This is a genomic window from Enterococcus sp. SMC-9, assembly GCF_021011285.1.
In the GTDB taxonomy this organism is placed as follows: Bacteria; Bacillota; Bacilli; order Lactobacillales; family Enterococcaceae; genus Enterococcus_C; species Enterococcus_C montenegrensis.
In genome coordinates this window covers 178,795-203,364 of the sequence record NZ_JAILYE010000005.1, presented here as the reverse complement: position 1 = coordinate 203,364, position 24,570 = coordinate 178,795, and the positions used below count along the sequence as shown (strand labels likewise).

20 protein-coding genes are annotated in these 24,570 nt (G+C 37.4%); 3 read left to right on the top strand and 17 right to left on the bottom strand.

What is annotated here, in order from left to right; genetic code table 11:
* Nucleotides 1–2: 2 nt before the first annotated feature.
* The 7 genes from yihA to K4422_RS09220 form a co-directional block, all read right to left on the bottom strand.
* Nucleotides 3–587: a ribosome biogenesis GTP-binding protein YihA/YsxC gene (gene yihA, locus K4422_RS09250; protein ID WP_230710785.1), complete on the bottom strand. Its 585-nt coding sequence runs from the start codon at nt 585–587 to the stop codon at nt 3–5.
* Nucleotides 588–649: 62 nt separating this feature from the next.
* Nucleotides 650–1,888, bottom strand: coding sequence for an ATP-dependent Clp protease ATP-binding subunit ClpX (gene clpX, locus K4422_RS09245; RefSeq protein ID WP_230710783.1), 1,239 nt, complete (start codon nt 1,886–1,888; stop codon nt 650–652).
* A gap of 225 nt (nt 1,889–2,113) precedes the next feature.
* Entirely contained in the window at nt 2,114–3,397 is a 1,284-nt protein-coding gene (gene tig / locus K4422_RS09240) for a trigger factor (RefSeq protein WP_206902744.1), read from the bottom strand.
* A 117-nt stretch (nt 3,398–3,514) separates the two neighbouring features.
* Nucleotides 3,515–4,462 carry a hypothetical protein gene (locus K4422_RS09235; protein ID WP_206902743.1) on the bottom strand — a complete coding sequence of 316 codons (948 nt, stop codon included), beginning with the start codon at nt 4,460–4,462 and terminating at the stop codon, nt 3,515–3,517.
* Between the two features lie 23 nt (nt 4,463–4,485).
* Nucleotides 4,486–5,079 carry an RDD family protein gene (locus K4422_RS09230; protein ID WP_230710781.1) on the bottom strand — a complete coding sequence of 198 codons (594 nt, stop codon included), beginning with the start codon at nt 5,077–5,079 and terminating at the stop codon, nt 4,486–4,488.
* A 1-nt stretch (nt 5,080) separates the two neighbouring features.
* Nucleotides 5,081–6,112: a signal peptide peptidase SppA gene (gene sppA, locus K4422_RS09225; protein WP_206902741.1), complete on the bottom strand. Its 1,032-nt coding sequence runs from the start codon at nt 6,110–6,112 to the stop codon at nt 5,081–5,083.
* Nucleotides 6,113–6,136: 24 nt separating this feature from the next.
* A complete protein-coding gene (locus K4422_RS09220; protein WP_206902740.1) occupies nt 6,137–6,427 on the bottom strand; it encodes a hypothetical protein in 291 nt (96 codons plus the stop codon).
* Nucleotides 6,428–6,824: 397 nt separating this feature from the next.
* On the opposite strand from K4422_RS09220, the gene glmS reads away from it, so the two are divergent.
* Both glmS and K4422_RS09210 read left to right on the top strand, forming a co-directional pair.
* Nucleotides 6,825–8,630, top strand: coding sequence for a glutamine--fructose-6-phosphate transaminase (isomerizing) (gene glmS, locus K4422_RS09215; protein ID WP_230710778.1), 1,806 nt, complete (start codon nt 6,825–6,827; stop codon nt 8,628–8,630).
* Between the two features lie 169 nt (nt 8,631–8,799).
* A complete protein-coding gene (locus K4422_RS09210) occupies nt 8,800–9,996 on the top strand; it encodes an amidohydrolase family protein (RefSeq protein ID WP_230710776.1) in 1,197 nt (398 codons plus the stop codon).
* Nucleotides 9,997–10,064: 68 nt separating this feature from the next.
* Here the strand turns inward: K4422_RS09210 and glmM are convergent, their stop codons facing one another.
* The 3 genes from glmM to cdaA are packed head-to-tail and all read right to left on the bottom strand — an operon-like array spanning nt 10,065 to nt 13,423.
* Nucleotides 10,065–11,420, bottom strand: a complete 1,356-nt coding sequence (glmM, locus tag K4422_RS09205) for a phosphoglucosamine mutase (protein ID WP_230710773.1) — start codon at nt 11,418–11,420, stop codon at nt 10,065–10,067.
* Nucleotides 11,421–11,453: 33 nt separating this feature from the next.
* Nucleotides 11,454–12,542 (bottom strand): CdaR family protein, encoded by a 1,089-nt coding sequence (locus tag K4422_RS09200; protein WP_230710770.1) that lies wholly within the window; start codon nt 12,540–12,542, stop codon nt 11,454–11,456.
* Nucleotides 12,539–13,423 carry a diadenylate cyclase CdaA gene (gene cdaA / locus K4422_RS09195; protein WP_206902735.1) on the bottom strand — a complete coding sequence of 295 codons (885 nt, stop codon included), beginning with the start codon at nt 13,421–13,423 and terminating at the stop codon, nt 12,539–12,541. Before cdaA ends, K4422_RS09200 begins: the two co-directional genes overlap by 4 nt.
* A 205-nt stretch (nt 13,424–13,628) precedes the next feature.
* Here cdaA and K4422_RS09190 point away from each other — a divergent pair, with 205 nt between their 5' ends.
* The gene (locus K4422_RS09190) at nt 13,629–14,147 is read left to right on the top strand and encodes a thioredoxin domain-containing protein (RefSeq protein ID WP_230710768.1); all 519 of its coding nucleotides are present in this window, start codon (nt 13,629–13,631) and stop codon (nt 14,145–14,147) included.
* A 145-nt stretch (nt 14,148–14,292) separates the two neighbouring features.
* Here K4422_RS09190 and whiA read toward each other — a convergent pair whose 3' ends face one another.
* From whiA to uvrB, 7 genes are all read right to left on the bottom strand, one after another.
* The gene (whiA, locus tag K4422_RS09185; RefSeq protein ID WP_206902733.1) at nt 14,293–15,228 is read right to left on the bottom strand and encodes a DNA-binding protein WhiA; all 936 of its coding nucleotides are present in this window, start codon (nt 15,226–15,228) and stop codon (nt 14,293–14,295) included.
* Between the two features lie 51 nt (nt 15,229–15,279).
* Complete coding sequence (locus K4422_RS09180) at nt 15,280–16,266, bottom strand: gluconeogenesis factor YvcK family protein (RefSeq protein WP_206902732.1); 987 nt, start codon at nt 16,264–16,266, stop codon at nt 15,280–15,282.
* A complete protein-coding gene (gene rapZ, locus K4422_RS09175; protein ID WP_206902731.1) occupies nt 16,263–17,147 on the bottom strand; it encodes an RNase adapter RapZ in 885 nt (294 codons plus the stop codon). The genes K4422_RS09180 and rapZ overlap by 4 nt, the downstream gene beginning before the upstream one ends.
* 387 nt (nt 17,148–17,534) lie before the next feature.
* On the bottom strand, nt 17,535–18,245 hold the full coding sequence (locus tag K4422_RS09170; protein WP_206902730.1) for an amino acid racemase: 711 nt from the start codon (nt 18,243–18,245) through the stop codon (nt 17,535–17,537).
* A 5-nt stretch (nt 18,246–18,250) separates the two neighbouring features.
* Entirely contained in the window at nt 18,251–19,462 is a 1,212-nt protein-coding gene (locus K4422_RS09165; protein WP_230710997.1) for a carboxylate--amine ligase, read from the bottom strand.
* Between the two features lie 184 nt (nt 19,463–19,646).
* Entirely contained in the window at nt 19,647–22,466 is a 2,820-nt protein-coding gene (gene uvrA / locus K4422_RS09160) for an excinuclease ABC subunit UvrA (RefSeq protein ID WP_206902729.1), read from the bottom strand.
* Nucleotides 22,467–22,519: 53 nt separating this feature from the next.
* Complete coding sequence (uvrB, locus tag K4422_RS09155; RefSeq protein ID WP_230710766.1) at nt 22,520–24,514, bottom strand: excinuclease ABC subunit UvrB; 1,995 nt, start codon at nt 24,512–24,514, stop codon at nt 22,520–22,522.
* Nucleotides 24,515–24,570: the final 56 nt, after the last annotated feature.

Sequence of the window (24,570 nt, the reverse complement as noted above, 5' to 3'; positions counted from 1 at the left end):
CTCTATTTAATTGCTTTTTCAATAGCTTGCCACGCTTCTTCTTTTCCTTCTTTGGTCACCGAAGAAAAAATAATGAACGTATCCGATTTATCAAAATCCAAAGCTTTTTTAATGACTGATTCGTGTTTATTCCATTTGCCACGGGGAATTTTATCTGCTTTTGTTGCAACTACAATTACAGGTAAGTCGTAGTACTTCAAAAACTGATACATTTGAATATCTTCTTGACTAGGGGCATGGCGTAAATCGACTAAAGATACTACTGCCTTCAATTGTTCCCTTTGAGTCAAGTAAGTTTCAATCATCTGCCCCCATTTAGCCCGTTCACTCTTAGACACTTTGGCGTAGCCATAGCCTGGAACGTCAACAAAGTGCAATGTATCTTCAATCAAATAAAAATTGAGAGTTTGGGTTTTTCCGGGCTTAGAAGAAGTTCGGGCAAGATTTTTTCGCTGGATTAGCGTATTAATGAAAGACGATTTTCCGACATTAGAACGTCCTGCCAACGCGATTTCTGGTAAATCTGTTTCGGGATATTGTTTTGGCGCTACGGCACTAATCACAATTTCTGCGTTATGAACTTTCATCTATTCCACTCCTTTAAAAATCAAGCTAAAAGCTGGGTACGAGCCCCAGCTTTTTTATTCATTTATCCCGCTTTTTTCTCAGCATAAATAACTTTTGGTGTACCAACACCTGTGACAGCATCTTCTGTGATGATAACTTCTTTAATATCTCCATCGCTTGGCACATCAAACATGACATCCATCATAATATCTTCAATAATCGAGCGCAGACCCCGCGCACCAGTATTACGCTCAATCGCTTTTGCTGCAATTGCTTTTAGCGCGGATGGTTCAAAGGTTAATTCAGTCTCATCTAAAGACATCAACTTTTTGTATTGTTTGACTAATGCATTTTTAGGCTCCGTTAAAATGCGGACTAAATCATCATTTGTCAATTTATCTAAGGCAGCCATGACTGGCAAGCGCCCGATAAATTCAGGAATCAAACCAAACTTCAATAAATCTTCAGGGATGATGTGTTGCATCACACTTTCGTCATCACCGATTTTTCTATTGTTCGTGCCAAAACCGATGATTTTTTCACCCATTCGATTTTTAACGATTGTTTCAATTCCATCAAAAGCACCACCAACGATAAATAAGATGTTAGTCGTATCAATTTGAATCATTTCTTGATGAGGATGCTTTCTGCCGCCTTGTGGTGGTACACTTGCTTCTGTGCCTTCTAAGATTTTAAGCAAAGCTTGCTGCACGCCTTCACCAGAAACATCTCGTGTAATCGAAACATTCTCACTCTTACGGGCAATTTTATCGATTTCATCAATATAAATAATCCCTTTTTGGGCTCTTTCAACATTGAAGTCAGCCGCTTGTAAAAGTTTTAATAAAATATTTTCGACATCTTCACCTACATAACCAGCTTCTGTCAAGCTTGTAGCATCCGCAATTGCAAATGGAACGTTAAGAGAACGGGCTAATGTTTGGGCTAAGAAAGTTTTTCCTGAGCCGGTAGGCCCGATTAAACAGATATTACTCTTTTGTAATTCTACCTCATCTTCGCTACTTTCCGCATTCACACGTTTGTAATGATTGTAAACCGCCACAGCCAATGCTTTTTTCGCACGGTCTTGGCCGATTACATATTCATTTAAAATTGCTAAGATTTCTTTTGGTTTAGGTACATCGATGAATTCCCGCACTTCTTCATCCAGGAACTCCTCGTCAATGATCTCTTTGCATAAGTCGATACACTCGTTACAAATGTAGACCCCGGGACCGGCGACGATCTTACGCACTTCTTCTTGCGATTTACCGCAAAATGAACAACGTACAGTTTCATTTCCGCTAGTGTTGTCGTACATGGTCTCACCCCTTGAAAAATTTCCGTACTCTTAACGAGTGCTGGATAACTGATTTAAACAGTCTTAAACTATGATAGCATACTATTTACGAAAGAAAAAGTAGTTGCTTTCATTGTAGCCAAGTACAATCGTTTTTTAATAAAATGTAAAGCCAGCTTCCATTTTTTTAAGGGCAATAAAGCAAAAAAAACCACCAGCACAAGCTGGCGGCTTCAATTTTAAAAATTATTTTTCAACAGCTGTTCCTGTAACAAGTTCAACCGCTTTTTTCATTGTGATATCATGTTTTAACATATCTTCTGTTAAAACGCGTTTGATTTGATCAACTGGCATGTTGTATGCTTCAGACAATTCAGCGATTTCTTTTTCAACATCTGCTTCTGTTGCTTCTAAGTTTTCTGCAGCAGCAATAGCTTCAATTACCAAGTTTGTTTTAACTCGGTTTTCAGCTTCGCCTTCAAATTGTTTGTGTAAATCTGCTTCTGTTGAACCAGTCAATTGGTAATACATTTCAGGTGAAATACCTTGACGTTGCATGTTGTTTAAAAATTCGTCCATAGAACGGTGTACTTCATCATGAACCATTACATGTGGTAAATCAAGAATTTCAGCATTTTCAACAGCAGTTCTAATAGCTAATTCATCTTTAGCATCTTCAGCTGCTTTTTCTTTTGCTTCTGTTAATTCTGTCATGTATTTTTCTTTTAATTCTGCTAAAGTTTCAACGTTTTCGTCGACGTCTTTTGCAAATTCATCATCCAATTCAGGTAATTCTTTTGTTTTTACTTCGTGAACAACTACTTTGAAGATAGCTTCTTTACCAGCTAAATCTTCTGCTTGATAGTCTTCAGGGAAAGTTACAGTAACATCCACATTATCGCCAGCTTTATGATCTACTAATTGTTCTTCAAAACCAGGAATGAATGAACCTGAACCTAATTCTAATGAGTAATTGTCGCCTTTGCCGCCTTCAAATGCAACTCCGTCAACAAAACCTTCAAAGTCAATCACAACAGTGTCGCCGTTTGCAGCTGCTTCGTCTTCTTTAATCACTAACTCAGCTTGTTGTTCTTGTTCTTGTTTTAATTTTGCGTCAACGTCTGCTTCTGTGACTGTGCGATCTTGTTTTTCAACAGTTAAGTCTTTGTAGTCCCCTAATTTAACTTCAGGTTTAACCGTAACTTCAGCTTTGATTACCCAATCTTGATCTTTTTCCATGCTGTCAATGTCAATTTTTGGTTGAGAAACAGGATCGATTCCGGCTTCTTTCACTGCAGCTTCGTAATTTTCTGGTAATACAGCGTTCAATGCGTCTTCATATAGAGCTTCTTCGCCGTACATACGGTTAAATACTTGGCGTGAAACTTTCCCTTTACGGAAGCCAGGTACATTTAAATTTCCTTTTACTTTGTTGAATGCTTGTGTCAAACCTTTTTGAATTTCAGCTTGATCGATTGAAAATGTTAATACACCATCATTGGTGCCAGTTTTTTCCCATTTTGCAGTCATGTGTTTCCCTCCGAATAAACTAATTTTACTATGAAATACTTTCATGCATACTTTTAAATAGTACACTAACCCTTAGGAATTGTAAACATTTTAAGGTTATTGAAAGTAAAAAAAACTTTAGAAAATCACTTGATAAATTTGCCGAATTTTTTCTTTTTGTTTTGTGATATCAGCTAGTTTTTCTAGCCCCGCTACTGCTTTATTATTTCCCATCATTGCCTGATATTCTAAAATATAACTTTGCTCCCACCTTTTTAAATCGTCAGTGAAAGGTACAAAAGGATACGTTACAGCTAATTGCGCACTTAGCTCAGTTAAGCAGTAATTTGCCAGTTGGATGTCTGTCGCGGCAATTTCTGTTTCAAAATATGTTTTTAATTTTTGATAAGCTGGGACTTCTTCGGGTAATTTAAGTTCTTTTAAATTTATAGTCGCTATTGTATTATCCCAACGGGCACAACGAATGACTTTATCACAGCCTAGTAAAACGAGCTCCTCTACTAAGCGCGGCCGCAAAAAATTATTTCGGCATTTGGGTAAAAAATCCTGCATTAGCCCGATAAATTGAGGATAAGTTAACTGCCCCACAAAAACTTCCCAGTCCGCTGTTATAATCGGCATTAAACTTTCATCCCACTGATTTAAAAGCTGTCTTTTTACTTGCAAACTTTCCGGATCTAATAAATCAATTGCCAACTCCAATTGTTTAATCTGTTGGGTTAATGTTTTTTTTTGCTCTTTTGTCAAAAGACTATTTTGTATAACTAGCTTACGAGCAGTTAAAAACTGTTGATTTAATAATAAAATTCTTACATAGGTAGTTATTGTTGTCGCCGTTTTCTGATATTCAATCGCAAAGTCTTGTGCTATTTGCAGTGCACTTTTAAAATCTTCACTTTTTAATAAAGCTTCTGTATAGAGCTGATTAATCTCAAATGACATTTCCATCTCATAAGCTTTTTGTAAATAAGTAACGCTCGTTAGAAACTCTTTTTGTTCCATTGCTTTTTTTGCTAAACGAATATTTCGTTGCAATTCATCTGGGAAGACAATTTTTTCACCCATTTTTAACACCTGCTTTGTTAAAATTAAGCCCGTAATTCTTTATTAAAAGCTTTCAAAACATTAATGGTAATTACCGAAGTGTCCGAAAAATAATCACCCACGTGTTGTTTGTGATCTGTAAAGGCTGCTACGATGTACCCTAAAACAAACGGAAATCCCTTTAAGATAAAGCGGCAAACAGTTTCCCTGACAATAACTGTCCCCCAGGAAAGTTCTGTTTCACTTAAAGAAACTACGCGAATGCCAAAGACCATTTTCCCAATAGTTTGTCCGTGATTTAATTTTGTCAATAAAGTGAAATACGCTAAATAAATCGCCAATGACAAAAGACTAGAAAAACTTAAAAAATTAGTTGCTATTTCTACTGCCGCCACGCGATATGTTAAACCTACTGTTGCGTTTGTAATCGCATGAATACACATTAAGTCAAGGCAATAGGCAAACATGCGAATCCAAAAACCAGCATAAAAATAGTTGGGGAAATACTTTTTATTTTCATTTTTTTCATTTAGCAACGGACGCCATATTTTCTGCTGCTTTTTTACTTCTTCTTGGGTGAAGTTTTCCTTATCATCTTTTGTTTTAAATACTTTTGGACCTTGTATTTTATCGCTCATTTTATTGTCCTCCATAATAATAAAGAGGTTTTGGTGCCTGAGCATTTCCAAGTGATGCAAATAAATGCACTAATGTACTATCTTCACTTGGTGCTAGTCCTTGTAATTTAGCTGCCTTATTGCCTAACCAAGAAGAATAAAAACCGGTATCGCCAACAGAATATTCAATTACTTGCGCGTTGGTTAATTTTTGGTCTTTTTTTAGTGCGGCTAGCGCATCTTCTGGAAAACCAATTTCATCAACTAATCCATTTGCTTTTGCTTGTGCTCCATCGTAAATACGACCATCAGCAATTTTACGTACGGCAGCTTCTGACATACCACGACCTTTTGCTACCACTTTAACAAACCGGTCATAGGCATTGTTGACATACGTTTGCAAGACTTCTTGATCTTTTTGAGTGGGTTTTCTAGTAGTAGAGCCCATGTCTTTTAAGGCCCCACTTTTATAGGTTTCATCGGTGATACCTAATTTCTCCATTAAACCACTATAGTTTACCCCAGACATAATGACGCCAATGGAACCTGTTACCGTTTCATCGGTAGCAAAAATTTTATTAGCAGCTGCTGAGATATAATAACCACCGCTGGCAGCCATATTTTTCATACTAACATAGACAGGAATCTTTAATTCTTTAATTTTGGCAAATTCCTTGGCAATTTCAGCACTCTCATAAACTCCACCACCAGGAGAATTTACTTCTAACAAAATCCCTTTAATATTTCCATCCCTCTGAATTTCTTGTAACTGTGCTAGGAAATCTTGGTGACTATACGTTGCCGTCGAAAAGATACCACCACTACCTGTATCTGCAATCGTACCGTCAACAGTCAATTTGGCAATCTGTTTATCAGCATCGCCATCTTCAATGACATTTTTTTCCAATTGATTTGACCCATACAATAATGCATTTAATCCTGCCAGTGCTTGTTGGCTCTCGGCCTCATTATGGGTGGCAACCCGAGAAGACACCGCTGAAAAAACAAACAACCCAACTGCGATAACAACTGCAATCCATCTTCTTTTATTCATTTTCTACTCCTTTAATTTTGACTATTAATATAAATTTTCAATTACAATGACCGTTTCTTCTGCACCTGTAGCCTTTACTTTTTCGGCTTTTTCACTTAACGCAAAACCGCCAAAATATTCCTTACTAACAGGATCTTGCACTTCAAAATAGCGCGCTTTTTTCACTTCAATACTTTCTGGTGAAACCTCTTGCAAACTATCCCAGCCTGTATCTAAAAAAATCTTGGTTTCTTCTGTGATTCCAGCTGTCGCCTCTAATTTTGCAACAGCGGCTTTTAATTGTTTAAAAGACATGCAACGTACGATATTGTCCATTTGGTCCTCCTTTTATTTTGATAGAATAATCCATCACCTGTTTTCTTCGTATCCCTTACGATGAAATGAAAGGTTTTATCTTTCTCATTGTAGCGAAAAGAAAGCAAAAAAAACAGCGATTAAGTAAATAATTGCAAATTAGAAAAAAATAAAAATGCAACGTATTTAAAAAAAATAAAATTGGAACGCTTAAAATAAGACTATACCAATTAAAGGAAATAAAATTTATAATTGACAAAAGCCAAGATAAATAATATCATTTTGGATGTCGTAATAATTAGACCAATAAAAATGAATCTATACCAATTTATTTTTATTCTATCTTTTACTTAATAAAAGCACTCCAATAAGAAGACAAAAAGAAAACAAGATTGAAATAAGAAAGAGGTTTTTTTACATGTGTGGAATCGTCGGAGTCGTTGGAAGAAACGACGCAACAAAAATTATCTTAACTGGTTTAAAACGCTTGGAATATCGCGGCTATGATTCAGCAGGAATCTATGTCGCTGGCAAGAACAATAATCTGCTTAAATCTACTGGTCCCATTAAAAATTTAGAAGCAAAATTAACCCCAGCCATTACTGGCACAATGGGCATTGGACACACACGTTGGGCCACTCATGGTAAACCAACTGAGGAAAATGCGCATCCTCATACAAGTGAAAAAGGTGAGCTGGTTTTAGTACACAATGGCGTTATTGAAAATTATGACGAATTACGCCAAACGTATTTGAGTGAAGATACATTTTACGGTCAAACAGACACTGAAATTGCCGTTCACTTAATTGCTCATTTTAAAAATGAAGGCTTACAAACAAAAGCTGCCTTCAAAAAAGCATTACGCTTAATCGAAGGATCTTACGCTTTTGCCTTAGTTGATACACAAGATGATACAACTATTTATGTCGCAAAAAATAAAAGCCCTCTTTTAATCGGCTTAGGGGATGGCTTTAATGTTTTATGTAGTGATGCCTTAGCAATGTTAGATCAAACGAGCCACTTTGTGGAATTAACGGACGGTGAAATGGTCACACTAACCGCAACAGATGCAATCATTGAAGATGCAGCTGGTCAAATTATCAACCGTGATTTTTATGTTGCAGAACTGGATGCAAGTGACATTGAAAAAGGAACTTATCCTTATTACATGTTAAAAGAAATTGATGAACAACCAGTTGTCATGCGTAAAATTGTACAAAAATATCAAAATGAAGATGGCTCAATTGCGATTGATCCCAACTTGTTAGCTACTTTAGAAAATAGCGATCGCGTTTATATCGTTGCATGCGGCACTAGCAGTCATGCTGGTTGGGCAGCTAAGAAATTTTTTGAAACCTTAACGCAGTTACCTGTAGAAATTCATCTATCCAGTGAATTTGGCTACAATATGCCACTACTATCGGAAAAACCATTTTTCATCTACTTGAGTCAAAGTGGTGAAACAGCTGATAGTCGTCAAGTTTTAGTAAAAACAAATGAATTAGGCTACCCTTCTTTAACTATTACAAATGTAGCCGGCTCTACTTTATCAAGGGAAGCAACTTATACTTTGCTGCTTCATGCGGGTCCTGAGATTGCCGTTGCCTCGACTAAAGCTTATACCGCTCAAATCGCGGTTATGGCTGTTTTAGCTAAAGCTTTGGGAACAAAAAAAGCTATTCTTGCAGCGAATGAATTTGATTTATTCCACGAGTTAGGTTTAATCGCCACAGCAATGGAAACAATGATTAATGAAAAAGAATTGCTAGAAGAATTAACCGCAGAATACTTAACACACACCCGCAACGCCTTTTACATCGGCCGGGGCAATGACTACTATGTTTCAATGGAAGCTGCTTTAAAACTAAAAGAAATTTCTTATATTCAAGCAGAAGGTTTCGCAGCTGGCGAATTAAAACACGGAACAATCGCCCTAATTGAAGATAGTACCCCTGTAATTGGTATCATTACTGACGCTGCAACTGGCTTACACACACGGGGAAATTTACAAGAAGTAAGAAGTCGCGGGGCCAATACCCTTGTTATCGCAACAGAAGAATTAGCAAAGCCAGATGATCAAATTTTATTACCCACGGTTCATCCGCTATTGACTAGCCTACTAGCAGTTGTCCCAACGCAATTAATTGCCTACTTTGCAACCTTACAAAGAGGCTATGATGTTGATAAACCACGAAACTTAGCAAAATCTGTCACCGTCGAATAAGACCGCTACTTTAACCTGCTTATGACCATCCGTTGTCGTAGGCAGGTTTTTTAATAGCTTTTTGGTAAAACCTTATTATGGCATTTCTTTGTGTTTATAGGTCTACAAAATGCAAACGTTGGCTTTTTTATCCATTTCAAGCTATTTTAAATGAAGACGGAGGTGCTTTATGAAAACTTTATTAAAAAATGTCCGCGTGGAAACTAGTTATCTGACAGAAAATGATTTCACTTACGGAACTGCGACGAAAAATATTGCTGTGGCCTTTGAAAATGGAATAATTACAGCGGTGTTTACCAGTGACCAAGTAGATACCAAAACCGATTACACCATAATTGATGGACAAAATGCTTTAATTTTACCTCAATTGCGGGAAATGCACGTTCATTTTGATAAAAGTAAATTAGGTATTCCCTGGACACCGATTGAGCCTGTAAAAAACCGCGTGGAACGTTTCACAAAAGAAATTGCCTATTTAAAAAATGCACCGGTCTCTTTTAGCCAGCGCATGGAAAATTTAATTCATTTAGAACTTTCTTATGGCGTTACGCATTTTCGCTCCCATATTGATGTTCATCCTACTGTGGGGCAAAGTTACTTAGAGGCCGCACAAGCTGTTTTAGCAAACTACCAGGACCAATTGGATTATGAATTAGTGGCTTTCCCCCAACACGGTCTCCTTTTATCCCACGCCTACAATGAAATGAAACTGGCGTTACAAAATGGTGCTAATCTCGTTGGCGGAGTCGACCCAATTAGTATTGATAACAACTTAGAAAAATCTTTGAACCAAACGTTTGATTTAGCAACACAATTTGATGTGCCCATTGATTATCACCTTCATGAACGAGGTGATGACGCCAGAAAAGCTTTCGCTAAAATTTTAGCGCTAACAGAAGAAACCAATTGGCAAAAAAGAGTTACGATTAGTCACGCTTATGGGTTACGAGATTTAAATAAAAGTGAGCAAGCTGAATTATTTTCACGTCTTGCCGCCAATCAAATAACAATTATTTCCAGCATCCCCTTAGACTTTGTTATTCCGCCTTTAACAAAATTAAAACAAGCCGGTGTGAAAACCCAGATTGGTTGTGATAATATTTACGATTGCTGGTCACCTTTTGGTAATGGTGATGTGATAGATAAACTTAATCGCTATGCAGAAATGTTTGACTTAACCTCACAAAAAGAGTTAACGGAAAGTTTAGAATTGGTCACCGATCAAAAATTAATCGCTCCTAACGGTTGGTTAAAAAGCGGGATGCCTGCTAATTTTACTTTGGTAAATGCCACCTCTACAGCCGAATTTGTAGCTCGAAAACTCCCTGTTAGTGCCAGTTACTTTAAAGGCAATAAAGTAAAATAATTTTAGCTATACTTGTGATTGAAACTGCAAAAAAAATGACAGATTACAAATTGTAATCTGTCATTTTTTTATTTAGCACCAATTTCGGCTTGTACGACTGCCGCGATTTTATCGACATAGTAATTTACTAATTCATCCGATGGCGCTTCTGCCATTACGCGTAATAATGGTTCTGTCCCTGAAGGTCGAACCAAAATACGTCCTTCACCATTCATTTCTTTTTCCGCTTCTTCAATTACAGCTTTAATCGCTGGAACTTCCATCGCACCATTTTTGTTTGTGACGCGAATGTTCACTAATTTTTGCGGATAAATTGTTACCTCTGCCGCTAGTTCAGATAATTTTTTGCCGGTTTCTTTGACGATATTTAACAATTGGATACCAGAAAGCATTCCATCACCTGTAGTATTAAAATCGAGGAAAACCATGTGACCTGATTGTTCGCCACCAAAATTGTAATCATTTTTTCGCATTTCTTCGACAACATAACGGTCGCCAACTTGGGTAATCACATCTTTTAAGCCAATAGCTTCTACTGCTTTATGGAAACCTAAATTACTCATTACAGTCGTTACAATTGTATCTTGTTTTAAACGTTTTTTTGATGCTAAATATTTTGCACAAATGTACATAATTTTATCACCATCGACAATATTTCCTAACTCATCCACCGCAATCACACGGTCACCATCACCATCAAAGGCAAGGCCTGCATCAGCACCTTTTTCAACGACAAAAGCCGCCAATTTTTCCGGATGAGTAGAACCAACACCATCATTGATGTTTAATCCGTTAGGGGAAGTTCCCATCGTATAAAAGTCTGTTTCTAAATCAGCAAATAGGCGGTTGACACTTGTTGCAGTTGCACCATTTGCAGCATCAATACAAACTGTTAAGCCTGATAAATCTCCTGAAATAGTTTGTTCTAAAAACTGTGAATATTTCAAAAGACCTTCTGGAAATTCTTCAACTGTCCCCAAACCTTCAGCCGAAGGACGTGGCAGAGTATCTTGTGGTGCATCCAGTAGTGCTTCGATTTCTGCTTCCTGATCGTCCACTAACTTGAAACCGTCACTTCCGAAAAATTTAATACCATTGTCTTCAGCAGGATTATGAGACGCTGAAATCATGACTCCTGCACTCGCTTTTTGCACACGGGTTAAATAAGCCACACCTGGCGTTGAGATTACGCCCAGTGTAAACACTTCAATGCCGACAGATAATAACCCGGCAACCAATGCATTTTCCAATAATTGACCAGACATACGGGTATCGCGGCCAACTAAAACTTTAGGCCGATGTTCACTGTTCTCATGTTGACTTAATACATAGCCACCACAACGCCCTAATTTAAATGCTAATTCTGGTGTTAATTCAACGTTAGCTACGCCACGAACACCATCCGTACCAAAATATTTACCCATTATTCTTACCTCACAAAATTGTTTTAGTTAATTTTATTCATTTGCCGTTGCATCAACAGCTGATTGACTTGTCTCGCTGGTTTCCACCGTAGTTGTCGCTGGAGTTGTTTCAGTTACGCTAGAAGAAGTTTGTGACTGTCTACTAGAGGAATTCGTCGTTGCCGTGCTTGTTGTATTGTGTACCGGCGTGATTTCTACTTTGACTGTCTTTGGTGATGCGACGATGCCATCTTCGGTTGGAACAACCACTTCTCTGGTTGTTTTCTCTGTAATATTCGTAATATCCACCGGTAGAGCGAGACTTTCAATTCCATCAAGTTTTGATTGTGATCCTCTTAGCACCGTTGAAAGGGTATCTAATTTAAAATCATAATGGGAAATCCCATTAGGCAATGTCCCTACTTGCGAAGCATACAGACTGACAATTTTTTCTGGCGCTTTTACTTTTACAATAACTTGCGCTTCTTGGGGATCTGAAACAACACTCAAACGATTCCCCTCTTTATCCAATGCTTCAATCGTTGCTTTTTCTTCAAAGTCAGCACTAGCTGTTTTAGAAGGATCAATTGTTGCAACTACGCGATCAATTTGGGCTAACGTCTTTTCACCAGTGGTAATCTGAGCTTCTTCTGGTTTTACCGTTACACTATCAACCGAGAACCCTTCCCCTAAATTAGAAGAAGAAACAACCGGATGGATTTTAAAAGATTGCGTTACTTTCTTTTCAATCGTCACGGTAACTTTAGTTGGATTAATCGTATAGCCCACAGCGCTACTGCCGTTTTGAATCCGTAATTTCACTTCATGGGTACCTTCTCCTAATCCGGTTAAATCACAAACGACACGGAATCCTCTGGTATCCGGATTTGCTTCAGCATTTAATTGGATACGATTGGCACTGCTTAATTTCACCGAAACATACGGATCAAAGCCTAGGATATAATATTTATCCGAGTCATAAACCGGATGAATTTGCACTTTATTAACTGTTTCTTCAAAATTTTCCGGATTTGTGTTCAATGTCGTTTGAACATTACGTCCGTTGGCATTAAAAAATAAAATCAAGCTGAAAACCAACGCTAAGAAGCCATACAAGATATTGCTTTTGCGACTTGAATTCATTTCTTACCTCCTTTAGCGATACTTTCGATAAAGGATTGCAGCTGGTTTTTCTTTGTCTCTGTTTTTTCTTCTGGAATTAATTCTCTGTGTAAAATTTTCAAATATTCTTCTTGGGATAATTCTGACAACAGTTGATTATTCAAAGTAATACTTACCCCACCAGTTTCCTCTGAAACAACTACGGTAACCGCATCACTAACTTCACTAATCCCAACTGCAGCTCTGTGACGTGTGCCAAATTCTTTTGGAATTAACATACTTTCTGATAGTGGCAAATACGCACAAGAAACAGCAATTTTGTCATTGCGAATAATGACTGCACCGTCATGTAGTGGCGTATTGGGTATGAAAATATTAATCAAAAGCTCACCTGTTATATCCGCCTCTAATGCAATCCCTGTTTCAATATACTCTTCTAAACCCGTATTTCTTTCAATGGTGATTAACGCACCAATTTTACGTTTGGACATATATTGAATCGCTTTGTCTAGTGATGTAATCAGCTGTTCATCTTCTTTTTGCTCTTGTTTGGTCGTCTTAAAGAGGGTACTACGTCCAAGATGTTCCAACCCACGTCTTATTTCAGGCTGGAAAATGACAATAGCCGCTATCACTCCATAGGTAATAACTTGATCCATCAACCAAGACAAAGTATGCAAACCAATGAGTTCAGCTCCAAACCGGATCGCAATAAAAATTGCTACTCCTTTAAATAGCTGAATTGCTTTGGTGCCGCGAACAAGTTGGATTAACTTATAGACGATATACCAGACAACCAGAATATCCAAAATATTAACGAAAAAGTTCCAAGAAAAAATATCGACATTAAACATTTGTTTCCAATAATCGATATTAAATAATTCTTGAATGCTAAATGACATAGGCAGACTCCCTTTACAATTGGACTTACTTCAATAGTATAGCACAGCTTTTCTATCCCCTCACCTGCAAAACCATGGAAGTTACAATTTTTTCACAACTCTTTTTCATTTTTCTTTGAAATCGGTCTACTTAAACACAACATTTCCCATTTCTTTAAACTTTCGCTAAACTAAAAAAGAGAAACAATGAGAGGATGAAAAAAAATTGGATATCACAATTATTAATGCAAACGAAACAAATGGCGATGTGGGAATTATAATTGGCAATAAAAATGCGAAAAAAACACTTGTAGAATTTATTAACTTACGCTGTCCTTATTGTCGTCAATGGTTTTTAGAACATGAAGATTTATTAAATCAAGAAGTGGCAAGTGGTAATCTAAAACGGGTTATAAAACTCTACGATAAAGACAAAGAAAGCTTACAGCGGGGTAATGTCATGCACCAGTACGTCACAAAAGGTGATGCGACAAAAGCTTTAGCAGATATTAAAAAAATCTTTTTATCCCAAGATTTATGGGGAGATCTATCTTTAGATTCTGTTGTTAAATTTGCTGAAAGTGACTTGAAATTAGCCAACTATGCCGATGAGCTGACTCAAAAAGCGATTATGGATGAGGCAAAAAGAGCCAACATTCAATTTGTCCCGACAATGATTATCGACAATCATATTTTTGATGAAGGAATTAGTGAGGCTACATTATTAGAGTATCTTCATCAATAAAAACGTAAAAAAACCGAGGGTAGTCTGTGTCGCTTTTATTAGCAGCACAAGCTAACCTCGGTTTTTTTTCATTAAAATTAGCAGTAAAGGTAAAGCATCTGCCAACTATTTCTTACGATCTTTTTTACGCCTTTTGTAAAAAAATTTAACTTGCCTGCTCTCGTAATCGATCAGCAAATTCATTAATTTTGCGAATGCGGTGGTTAATTCCCGACTTTGAAATAGCACCAGAAGGAATCATCTCGCCCAGCTCTTTTAAACTTACCTCAGGATGTTCCAAGCGTAACTCGGCAATCTCTTGTAATTTTTCAGGCAAAGCCTGCAAACCCACCCGTTGTTCGATAAATTCAATATTTTCGATTTGTTTTGACGCTGCATCAATTGTTTTATTTAAATTAGCGGTCTCACAATTCACCAAACGGTTAACCGAGTTGCGCATATCTCGGACAATTCTGACATCCTCAAATTTCAACATGGAATTTGTAGCACCAATCAGCGTCAAAAAATCGGCAATCTTTTCGGCTCCCTTTAAATATGAAATATAGCCATTCCGTCGATCCAAAGTTCGCGCATTTAAATCATAATAATTGAGCATTTCACAAATATCTTGATTGTGCTCTTCATAAAGCGAATAAATTTCCAAATGATACCGACTCGTTTCCGGATTATTCACCGACCCAGACGCCATAAAAGCTCCCCGCAAATAAGAACGCATCTTTTGGGCATTTCCCATAATCTCATCAGAAATATGGGTTTGAAACATCAGACCATCCATAATCGCAAGTTCATTTAAAACTTCTTGCGTTTTTTCCTTCAAACGAACGATATAGACATTATTTTTTTTCAATTTCATCTTGCGTCGTACTAATAGTTCACTACGCACCCCAAAATGATCTTTTAATAACGAATAAATCCGTCGAGCAATCGCAGCATTTTCTGTTTGGACGTTTAAGACAAATTGATGGTTGCTTAAACTCACCGACCCATTCATCCGAATTAAAGCTGCTAATTCAGCTTTTGCATGTTCTTTATGCACTTCTAAAGTTGTTAATTCTTTTTTTACATCCGCAGCAAATGACATCACAATCACCCCTTTCTACTACAAAAATTCAATTGGATCAATGAATTGCTATTAATACAAAATACGTAACAATTCTTCGACAACTTTTTCACCATCATGGAAAACCCCACCATCTCGCAACTGTAAAAAATCAGCCGAGACAACGCGACAACCTTCTTTTCGCAACGCTTTAAAATCGTGTTTTACTTGCACCAAATATTCATCGTAAACTTCTGGATCCATATATCCTTCAGGAACCTTTTCTGTATTTACTAAAACAGTATCCACGAAAGGTTTCTTTAGATGCTGATGAAGAACTTGAACGTGATTGGCGTCTGTGAAATGCTCGGTCTCTCCTTTTTGAGTCATGATATTGCAAATATAAACTGTTTCTGCTTTTGTTTCTAGAAGCGCTTGTCCAATTTCTGAGATCATCAAATTCGGCAAAATACTTGTAAATAAACTACCGGGTCCTAAAACAATCATATCTGCTTCCATAATCGAAGATACTACTTTTCGAGCCGCTCTAGGCTCACTATCTCCGTCTTGATTACGGACAAAAACATGATCAATCGTTTTACGATCGATGGCAATTTTAGACTCCCCAATCGCTTGGGTACCATCTTTAAAAACCGCATGCAAAACTAATGGTTTCTCACTAGAAGGATAGATATTGCCGTCAACGTGCATCATTTTTGTTAACAATTGAATTGCTTCATACGTACTGCCACGCATTTCAGACATCGCTGCAATAATCAAATTTCCAAGGGCGTGATTTGCCAAAAACTTATCACTTTTTTTAAAACGATATTGAAAAATATCTGCGTAAAGTTTGGGCATGTCAGATAACGCGACTAATACATTGCGTAAATCTCCTGGTGGCGACATGGCAATGGAGTCGCGAATTTCGCCACTGCTTCCTCCGTCATCAGCAACAGTGACAACAGCTGTAATATCAATTCCTTGATTTCGTAATCCCCGTAAAATGACTGGTAGTCCCGTTCCGCCACCGACTACTACCACTTTTGGTTTGCGGATTCGATACGTCTTCATTTTCATGAGCGATTCACCGTCTCTTTACGTTTATCCTTATCGCGGTGCGTGATATTAACTTTATAATTTTTACTTAATGCTTGGCCCACTCGCTCAGTTAATGCAACCGAACGATGTTGGCCGCCGGTACATCCGATTGCGATCGTCAAGCTACTTTTCCCTTCTTTGACATAACCAGGCATAATGGTTTCCAACAATTGATAAAATTGTTGATAAAATTGCTCAGTTTCTGGAAAAGACATCACGTAATCATACACCGCTTGATCTTTACCAGTTAATGGACGTAGCTCCGGAATATAATGTGGGTTGGGTAAAAAGCGAACATCCATCACAATATCCGCATCAATTGGCAGACCGTATTTAAAACCAAAAGAAATCATTTCAATCCGAAATCCGCCTTCACTAGACGTTTTAAATTCTTGATTAATTTTTTCTCTTAATTGGCGAGGGGTTAAATTAGTCGTATCTACCACAAATGTTGCTTTGGTTTTCAAATCTTCTAAAATAGCCCGCTCTTTTCTGATACCTTCTGTAATTAAACCATCCATAGCTAATGGATGCACTCGTCTGGTTTCTTTGTACCGGGAAACCAATTCTTCATCTGAAGCATCTAAGAAAAGAACTTGTGTATCAATAAAATTCGTATTTTCGATATCCACTAACATTTCTTGAATTTCTTCAAAAAAAGAACGGGAGCGTAAATCAACAACCAAGGCAATTCTCGTTACTTTACCAGATTCTTTAATCAGTTCCCAAAATTTAGGAATTAAAGACGGCGGCATATTGTCGATACAAAAATAGCCCATATCCTCAAAACTTTGAATTGCCACTGTTTTACCGGCACCACTCATACCAGTAATAATGACTAATTTTAAATTGTCTTGCATATTAAAAGCTCCTCTCATAGTTAAATCGCCGTTTCAAAGAAACGACGATTTCTCACAAACATTATAACATCCCGGGCGTATCATTAGCAATAAAATTACCCTAGGAAATAAAAAAGCTTTATAAAATAATCAAAATAGCGACGCAGTTATAGCGACACTTGTAAATATCTTTTAAACCTAACTAAAAAACAGACCATTTATTTATAAATGATCTGTTTTTTTATAAAGCAAATATAAATTTTTTGTAAGAAAAAAATTGATTTGACGCTATCTGGCTTTCAAACTAGCTAGTTTCATGAATCAATCCGCTGACAAGCTAAAATTTGCGAACATGAAAAAGGCATGGACACAAATTTTACTCGTATATCACCGGGATAAATGATCCCCTCAGCTCTTTTTACGATCTGCTAACGCGCGTTCAATTGTTCGATCAACTAAAATCGACTGCGCATCAACCACATTGTAAGGATTGTCTGTAGCGAATTCTTCCATTAAGGATAATTCTGTACAGCCTAAAACGGCGCTGGCGCAGCCACACTCTTCAATTGCTTCGGCCAAAATTTCGTAATAGAGTTCCTTATTTAAAAAATCATTTTCTTTAATATCACGATAAATTAAATCATTTACTTTTTGTTGTAACTTACTTTCAGGCAACATCACTTCAAAGCCAACTTTTTCCAGTTCCCGTTGGTAGACTCCGGCTTTTACACTGCCCTCGGTACCTAAAAAAGCAACTTTGCCCCCTTTTTGTCGGCGACTCATCTCAATAGCTGCCTCTCTTGGCATATGCAAAATTGGAATCTCTGTTGCAGCTTGTAATGTTTCAAAAAAGTAATGGGCTGTATTACAAGTTAAAACAATAAAATTCGGTTTTAATAAATTTTGCTTAGCAATATCATCCAACAAAAAAGGTAATGGATTTTCTGCTGTTGAATCTAAAATGTACGCCGTACGGTCAGGAACAGTAGCATGATTAAACAAAACATAATTTAAATAATCCTGATCTTTATGGGTAACGGTACGATGGTTCAACAAACGAACAAAACTTTCGGTTGCTTGCGTGCCCATCCCACCTAAAATACTAAAAAAGTTTTCCACTTAGTTTAGCCTTCTTTCTCACTGAAGTATTTCTTAAAGCCTGTCACGTAGTTGTGGAAAGCGTATTTCATCAATACATAGCGACGAATAGATGAATCTTTATCATAAAATAACGTTGTGCCATAACGGCCTGCTTTGATTAATTTTTCCGCGTATTGTTTATCTGCATTGTCTTTAGCATATTTGCGAAAAACTTTTTTTGGTACGCCAAGCCAAACTTTAGCCTTGGGATCATCTTTACGTCCATATTCAGTTTTTCTAAAGACGCTATTAAATACTAAGTCTTCGGTCACATATTTTGCTAAATTAAATCCGCTTAAGGTTACAAAGAAGCTGCTACGCCCTTGACGCAAGTTAATTTCAAACAATTTATATTGCCCGTCACGGCGATCGTATTTCATATCAAAATTGGCAAAGCCAACGTAATTAATTTTTTCTAAAAAACTTTTAATAGTTTGGTAAATTTCGTCATTTTCATCCGGTACGATCACAACGTAATTGCCAACTGCCGCCGGTGCTGGATCTTCTAATAAAGGATGACCCAAAAACATAAAACGCGTGTTACCCTTTTGATCGACATATGCGTTTAATACCCGCATATTGCTGTCATCCCCGGGAATAAAGTCTTGAGCAATCATTTCACTTTGGTAACCAGCTTTATATAAACGATCTAAAATCGTATTGAACTCTGTCAAATTATCAATGATAAAAGCTTTTTTACGACCTTCAAAGTCTACAGACAACCATTCCACACTATTCGCTGGTTTTAACGCTACAGGAAAATCAAAAGGTAATTCTTGATTTAATTTTCCCGCTGCGACCATATCTTTTGTGATGATCAATGTCTTGGGGTAAGGTAGCTGATATTTTTCACAAATATCATAAAAACTAACTTTATTAATTAATTTTTCAAATAAGGAATAATCGTTGGCAGCAAAAACATAATAATCTTTCAAATCTTCTTTGTGTTGGGACAGTAATTCTGCATAGCCGTCCCCGCAGGCTACTAATAAATACTTTATACTTGGATCATTGTACTTAGACTTAGCCAATTCCAGTAATTTCTCACTAAAAACAGGATCTTGATCAAAGCCTGCAATCACATTTACATCCACAATTTTACTGTACTTTGTTGGCGCTAATTGAAAAGAAGCATACGCCGTTGACTTCATGCCATATTCTTCATAAAAAGCTCGGGCCATGCCATAAACATTCATATCACTACCTAATAATATGGGGACAAAAGGTTGTTGTTCCACTTTTTACCACACTCACTTCATGTTTTACTTTAAATAATTTCAATATCTTCCTTTAATACAACATTCGTATCATACCATAAAGAAAAAGAGCAATCAAAAGCTATCTTCTGACTGCACCCTTTCTAAAAGAAATATTATTGATTTAAACTAAAACTTTTTTCAAGTAGTGACCTGTGTAGCTTTCTTTTACTTTAGCAATTTGTTCAGGGGTCCCTTTGGCAATAATCATACCACCACCATCGCCGCCTTCTGGACCAAGGTCAATCACGTGATCGGCTGACTTAATGACATCTAAGTTATGTTCAATCACCAAAACTGTATTTCCTGCGTCAGCTAACCGTTCCAAAACTTTTAGTAAACGCGCAATATCATCTGTATGAAGCCCGGTAGTTGGTTCATCCAAAATGTAAAAACTTTTTCCATTGGAGTTTTTATGCAATTCACTGGCTAACTTCATCCGCTGCGCTTCTCCACCTGATAAAGTTGTTGCAGGTTGACCAAGAGTAACGTAGCCCAAACCGACATCCACAATTGTTTGTAATTTGCGATGAATTTTTGGAATATGTTTGAAGAATTCCACCGCATCTTCTACTGTCATATCTAAAATTTCAGCAATATTTTTGCCTTTGTAATGAACTTCTAAGGTTTCAGAATTATACCGTTTCCCATGACATACTTCACACGGAACATATACGTCTGGCAAAAAATGCATTTCAATTTTAATAATCCCATCACCGCGGCAGGCTTCACAACGACCACCTTTTACGTTAAAGCTAAATCGTCCTTTTTTATAACCCCGAATCTTTGCCTCATTGGTTTTGGCAAATAAATCACGAACATCGTCAAAGACACTGGTATAAGTAGCTGGGTTGCTGCGTGGTGTACGTCCAATTGGACTTTGATCGATATCAATTATTTTTTCAATTGACTCATAGCCGGTCATTTTTTTGAATTTCCCTGGCTTGTTGGAGTTACGGTTAATTTTTTGTGCCAAGGCTTTTTTCAAAATTTCATTCACTAAGGTTGACTTTCCAGAACCAGAAACACCAGTAACTGCAATGAATTTACCTAAAGGAAATTCGACGTTTACATTTTTTAAGTTGTTTTCTGCGGCACCGGTAATCTTTAATTTGTTGCCATTACCTTTTCGCCGTTGTTCAGGTACGGAAATGACCTTTTTACCTGATAAATACTGACCAGTAATCGAATTAGGATTTGCGGCAACTTCTGCTGGCGTACCAGCAGCGACAATTTCCCCACCTTGTGCGCCAGCACCAGGACCGACATCAATCAAATAATCAGCAGCCCGCATGGTATCCTCATCGTGTTCCACCACGATTAAAGTATTTCCTAAATCACGCATCTTCCGCAGCGAATCTAACAGGCGATCATTGTCTCGTTGATGCAAACCAATAGAAGGTTCATCTAAAATATACAATACCCCAGATAAGTTTGAACCAATTTGAGTGGCCAAACGAATTCGTTGCGCTTCACCACCAGACAATGTCCCAGCAGCGCGACTTAACGTTAAGTAATCCAAACCAACATTTTGTAAAAAGTTCAAGCGATCGCCAATCTCTTTTAAAATTGGTTTAGCAATCATTTGTTCTTGTTCTGTCAGTCTCACAGTTTCAAAAAAGTTTAACGCCCCATGAATAGCCTTTTCACTGACTTCACCAATATGGGTACCATTAACTTGGACCGATAATGCCTGTGGATTTAAACGATAACCATGACAGGCTTCACACGTAAGTTCTGTCATATAAAGTCGCATCTGGTCACGGGTAAAATCACTATTGGTTTCATGATATCGCCGTTTAATATTTGTCAAAACGCCTTCAAAAGGCACCTCTACATCTCTGATACCGCCAAAGTCATTTTCATAATGAAAATGGAAAGTCTCACCATTTGAACCGCGTAAAACGATTTGTTGTTGTTCTTCGGGTAATTTTTCAAAAGGTGTATCTAAATCAATTCCAAAACTATCACAGGCTTGTGCTAACATTTCTGGATAATATTGTGAACTAATTGGATTCCAAGGAACAATCGCTCCTTCTCTTAGTGTTTTACTTTGATCAGGAATCACTAAATCCAAATCCACTTCCAATTTAACCCCAAGGCCATCACACTCAGGACAAGCTCCAAAAGGTGCATTAAAAGAAAATAGACGTGGTTCCAATTCTCCTACAGTAAATCCGCAATAAGGACAAGAGTAGTGTTCACTGAATAATTTTTCTTCTTGACCGATTACATCTACTACAGCATAACCTTTTGCCAAATGCAAAGCAGCTTCAAAAGAATCAAATAGGCGAGAACGAATCCCATCTTTAACCACAATGCGGTCAATTACAATGGCAATCTCATGCTTCAAATTCTTTTCTAGTTCTGGTACTTCACTGATGTCGTAGATTTCACCATCTACACGTACCCGGACGTAGCCTTCTTTTTGAATCAATTCAAAAACTTTTTTATGTTGGCCCTTTTTTTGATACACAATGGGAGCTAAAATTTGAATTTTCGTTCTTTCTGGTAAAGTTAGAACCTCATCTACCATTTGTTCAACTGACTGACTCGTAATTTCAATATGATCATTGGGACAAATCGGGTGCCCAACACGAGCATACAACAAGCGCAAGTAGTCATTAATTTCTGTGACTGTCCCAACTGTTGAACGCGGATTTTTACTCGTTGTTTTTTGATCAATAGAAATAGCTGGACTTAAGCCATCAATACTATCAACATCTGGTTTATCCATTTGCCCTAGAAATTGTCTAGCATAAGCCGATAAACTTTCCACATAGCGCCGCTGTCCTTCAGCGTATAACGTATCAAAAGCAAGTGAACTCTTTCCTGACCCGGAAAGACCCGTCACTACAACTAGCTCATCTCTAGGAATCGTAACATCAATATTTTTTAAATTATGGGCTCTGGCGCCATGAATCACGATTTTATCATTTGCCATATTTTTACTCCTTAATGAGATTAACAGCACCAAAAGATGCTGTTAATCTCAATTTATTCCGTAGCTTTTAATTCTAAAATTGTATCACGCAAAGTGGCTGCTGTTTCAAAATCTAATGCTTTGGCAGCTTCTTTCATTTCTTTTTCCAACTTAATTAACAAGATATCTTTTTCTTCTTTAGTTAATTCATCATAGTTTGCCAACGTAACTTCTTCACCTGTGTCATCACTAGCTTTGGTGATGGCAATCAAATCACGAATTTCTTTAATGATAGTTTTTGGCACGATTCCGTGATCTTCATTATATTTTTCTTGAATACTACGACGGCGGGAGGTTTCATCCATCGCTTTTTGCATCGAATCGGTAATCTTGTCGGCATACATAATAACTTTACCTTCTGAGTTACGGGCAGCACGACCAATTGTTTGAACTAATGAACGTTCGCTTCTTAAGAAACCTTCTTTATCAGCATCCAAAATTGCAACAAGAGATACTTCAGGCACATCCAAGCCCTCTCTTAGAAGATTAATTCCTACTAATACATCAAATTTACCTAAACGTAGATCGCGAATAATCTCAGTTCGCTCCAATGTCTTAATATCACTGTGAAGATACTTAACTTTAATCCCTAATTCTTTAAAATAGTCCGTTAAATCTTCTGACATCTTCTTCGTTAACGTTGTGACAAATACCCGTTCATCTTTTGCCGCTCGTTCATTAATTTCTCCCACTAAATCATCAATCTGTCCCATAATTGGCCGGACTTCAATCAACGGATCTAATAGACCAGTTGGCCGAATAATTTGTTGCACCACAGTGTTCGTTTGCTCTGCTTCGTATGGACCAGGTGTAGCTGAAACATAAATAATTTGATTGACGTGCTCTTCAAATTCCTCTAGTCGCAGCGGACGGTTGTCTAACGCCGAAGGTAAGCGAAAACCATAATCTACTAACATTTGTTTTCTGGCTCTGTCTCCATTATACATACCGCGAACTTGGGGCATGGTGACGTGGGATTCATCGATGACAATTAGAAAGTCATCAGGAAAGAAGTCAATTAACGTATAAGGTGGCTCTCCTTCTTTACGGCCGTCTAAATGACGAGAATAATTTTCAATCCCAGAAGTATAGCCCATTTCCCGTAACATTTCGATATCGTAATTGGTTCTCTGCTCTAGTCGTTGTGCTTCAAGTAATTGATTATTTTCTCTTAAAACTTTCAAACGCAAATCCAATTCATTTTGAATAGAAGCAATTGCCGACTCTAGATGATCTTCATTGGTAACAAAGTGAGTAGCTGGAAAAATTGAAACATGTTCTGTCCCAGCCATTATTTCACCAGTCAGGGCATCGACTTCTCGAATGCGATCGATTTCATCACCAAAAAATTCGATTCGTAATGCGCGCTCATCTCTTGAAGCAGGGAAAATTTCCACTACATCTCCTCGGACACGAAAACGTCCCCGTTGAAAATCAATATCGTTACGTTCAAATTGAATTTCTACTAAGTCTCGTAAAAGTTGATCACGGCTGATTTCCATTCCTACCCGCAACGAAACAACTTGTTTTTGATATTCCATAGGTGAACCTAAACCAAAAATACAAGAAACTGAGGCAACCACCACAACATCATTGCGTTCCAAAAGAGCGCTGGTTGCGGAATGGCGTAATTTATCAATTTCATCATTAATACTGGAATCTTTTTCAATATAGGTGTCAGAAGATGGAACATAAGCTTCGGGTTGATAATAATCATAGTAACTAACAAAATATTCAACCGCATTATCAGGGAAGAATTCTTTGAACTCACCATACAATTGGCCTGCCAATGTTTTGTTGTGGGCAATAATTAAAGTCGGTTTATTAACCTCTTTAATAACATTTGAAATTGTATACGTCTTACCAGTACCGGTAGCGCCTAGTAAAATTTGCGCTTTTTTTCCCTCGTTAACCCCTGCTACTAATTGGCTAATAGCTTCTGGTTGGTCACCGGCCGGTTCGTATTTTGAAACCAACTGGAATTGATTGGAGGTCACTCGATCAATCATTCACATCTTCCTCCTTAAAAATATTTTATCTCTACAAAAATTGTATTCTTTTCCTA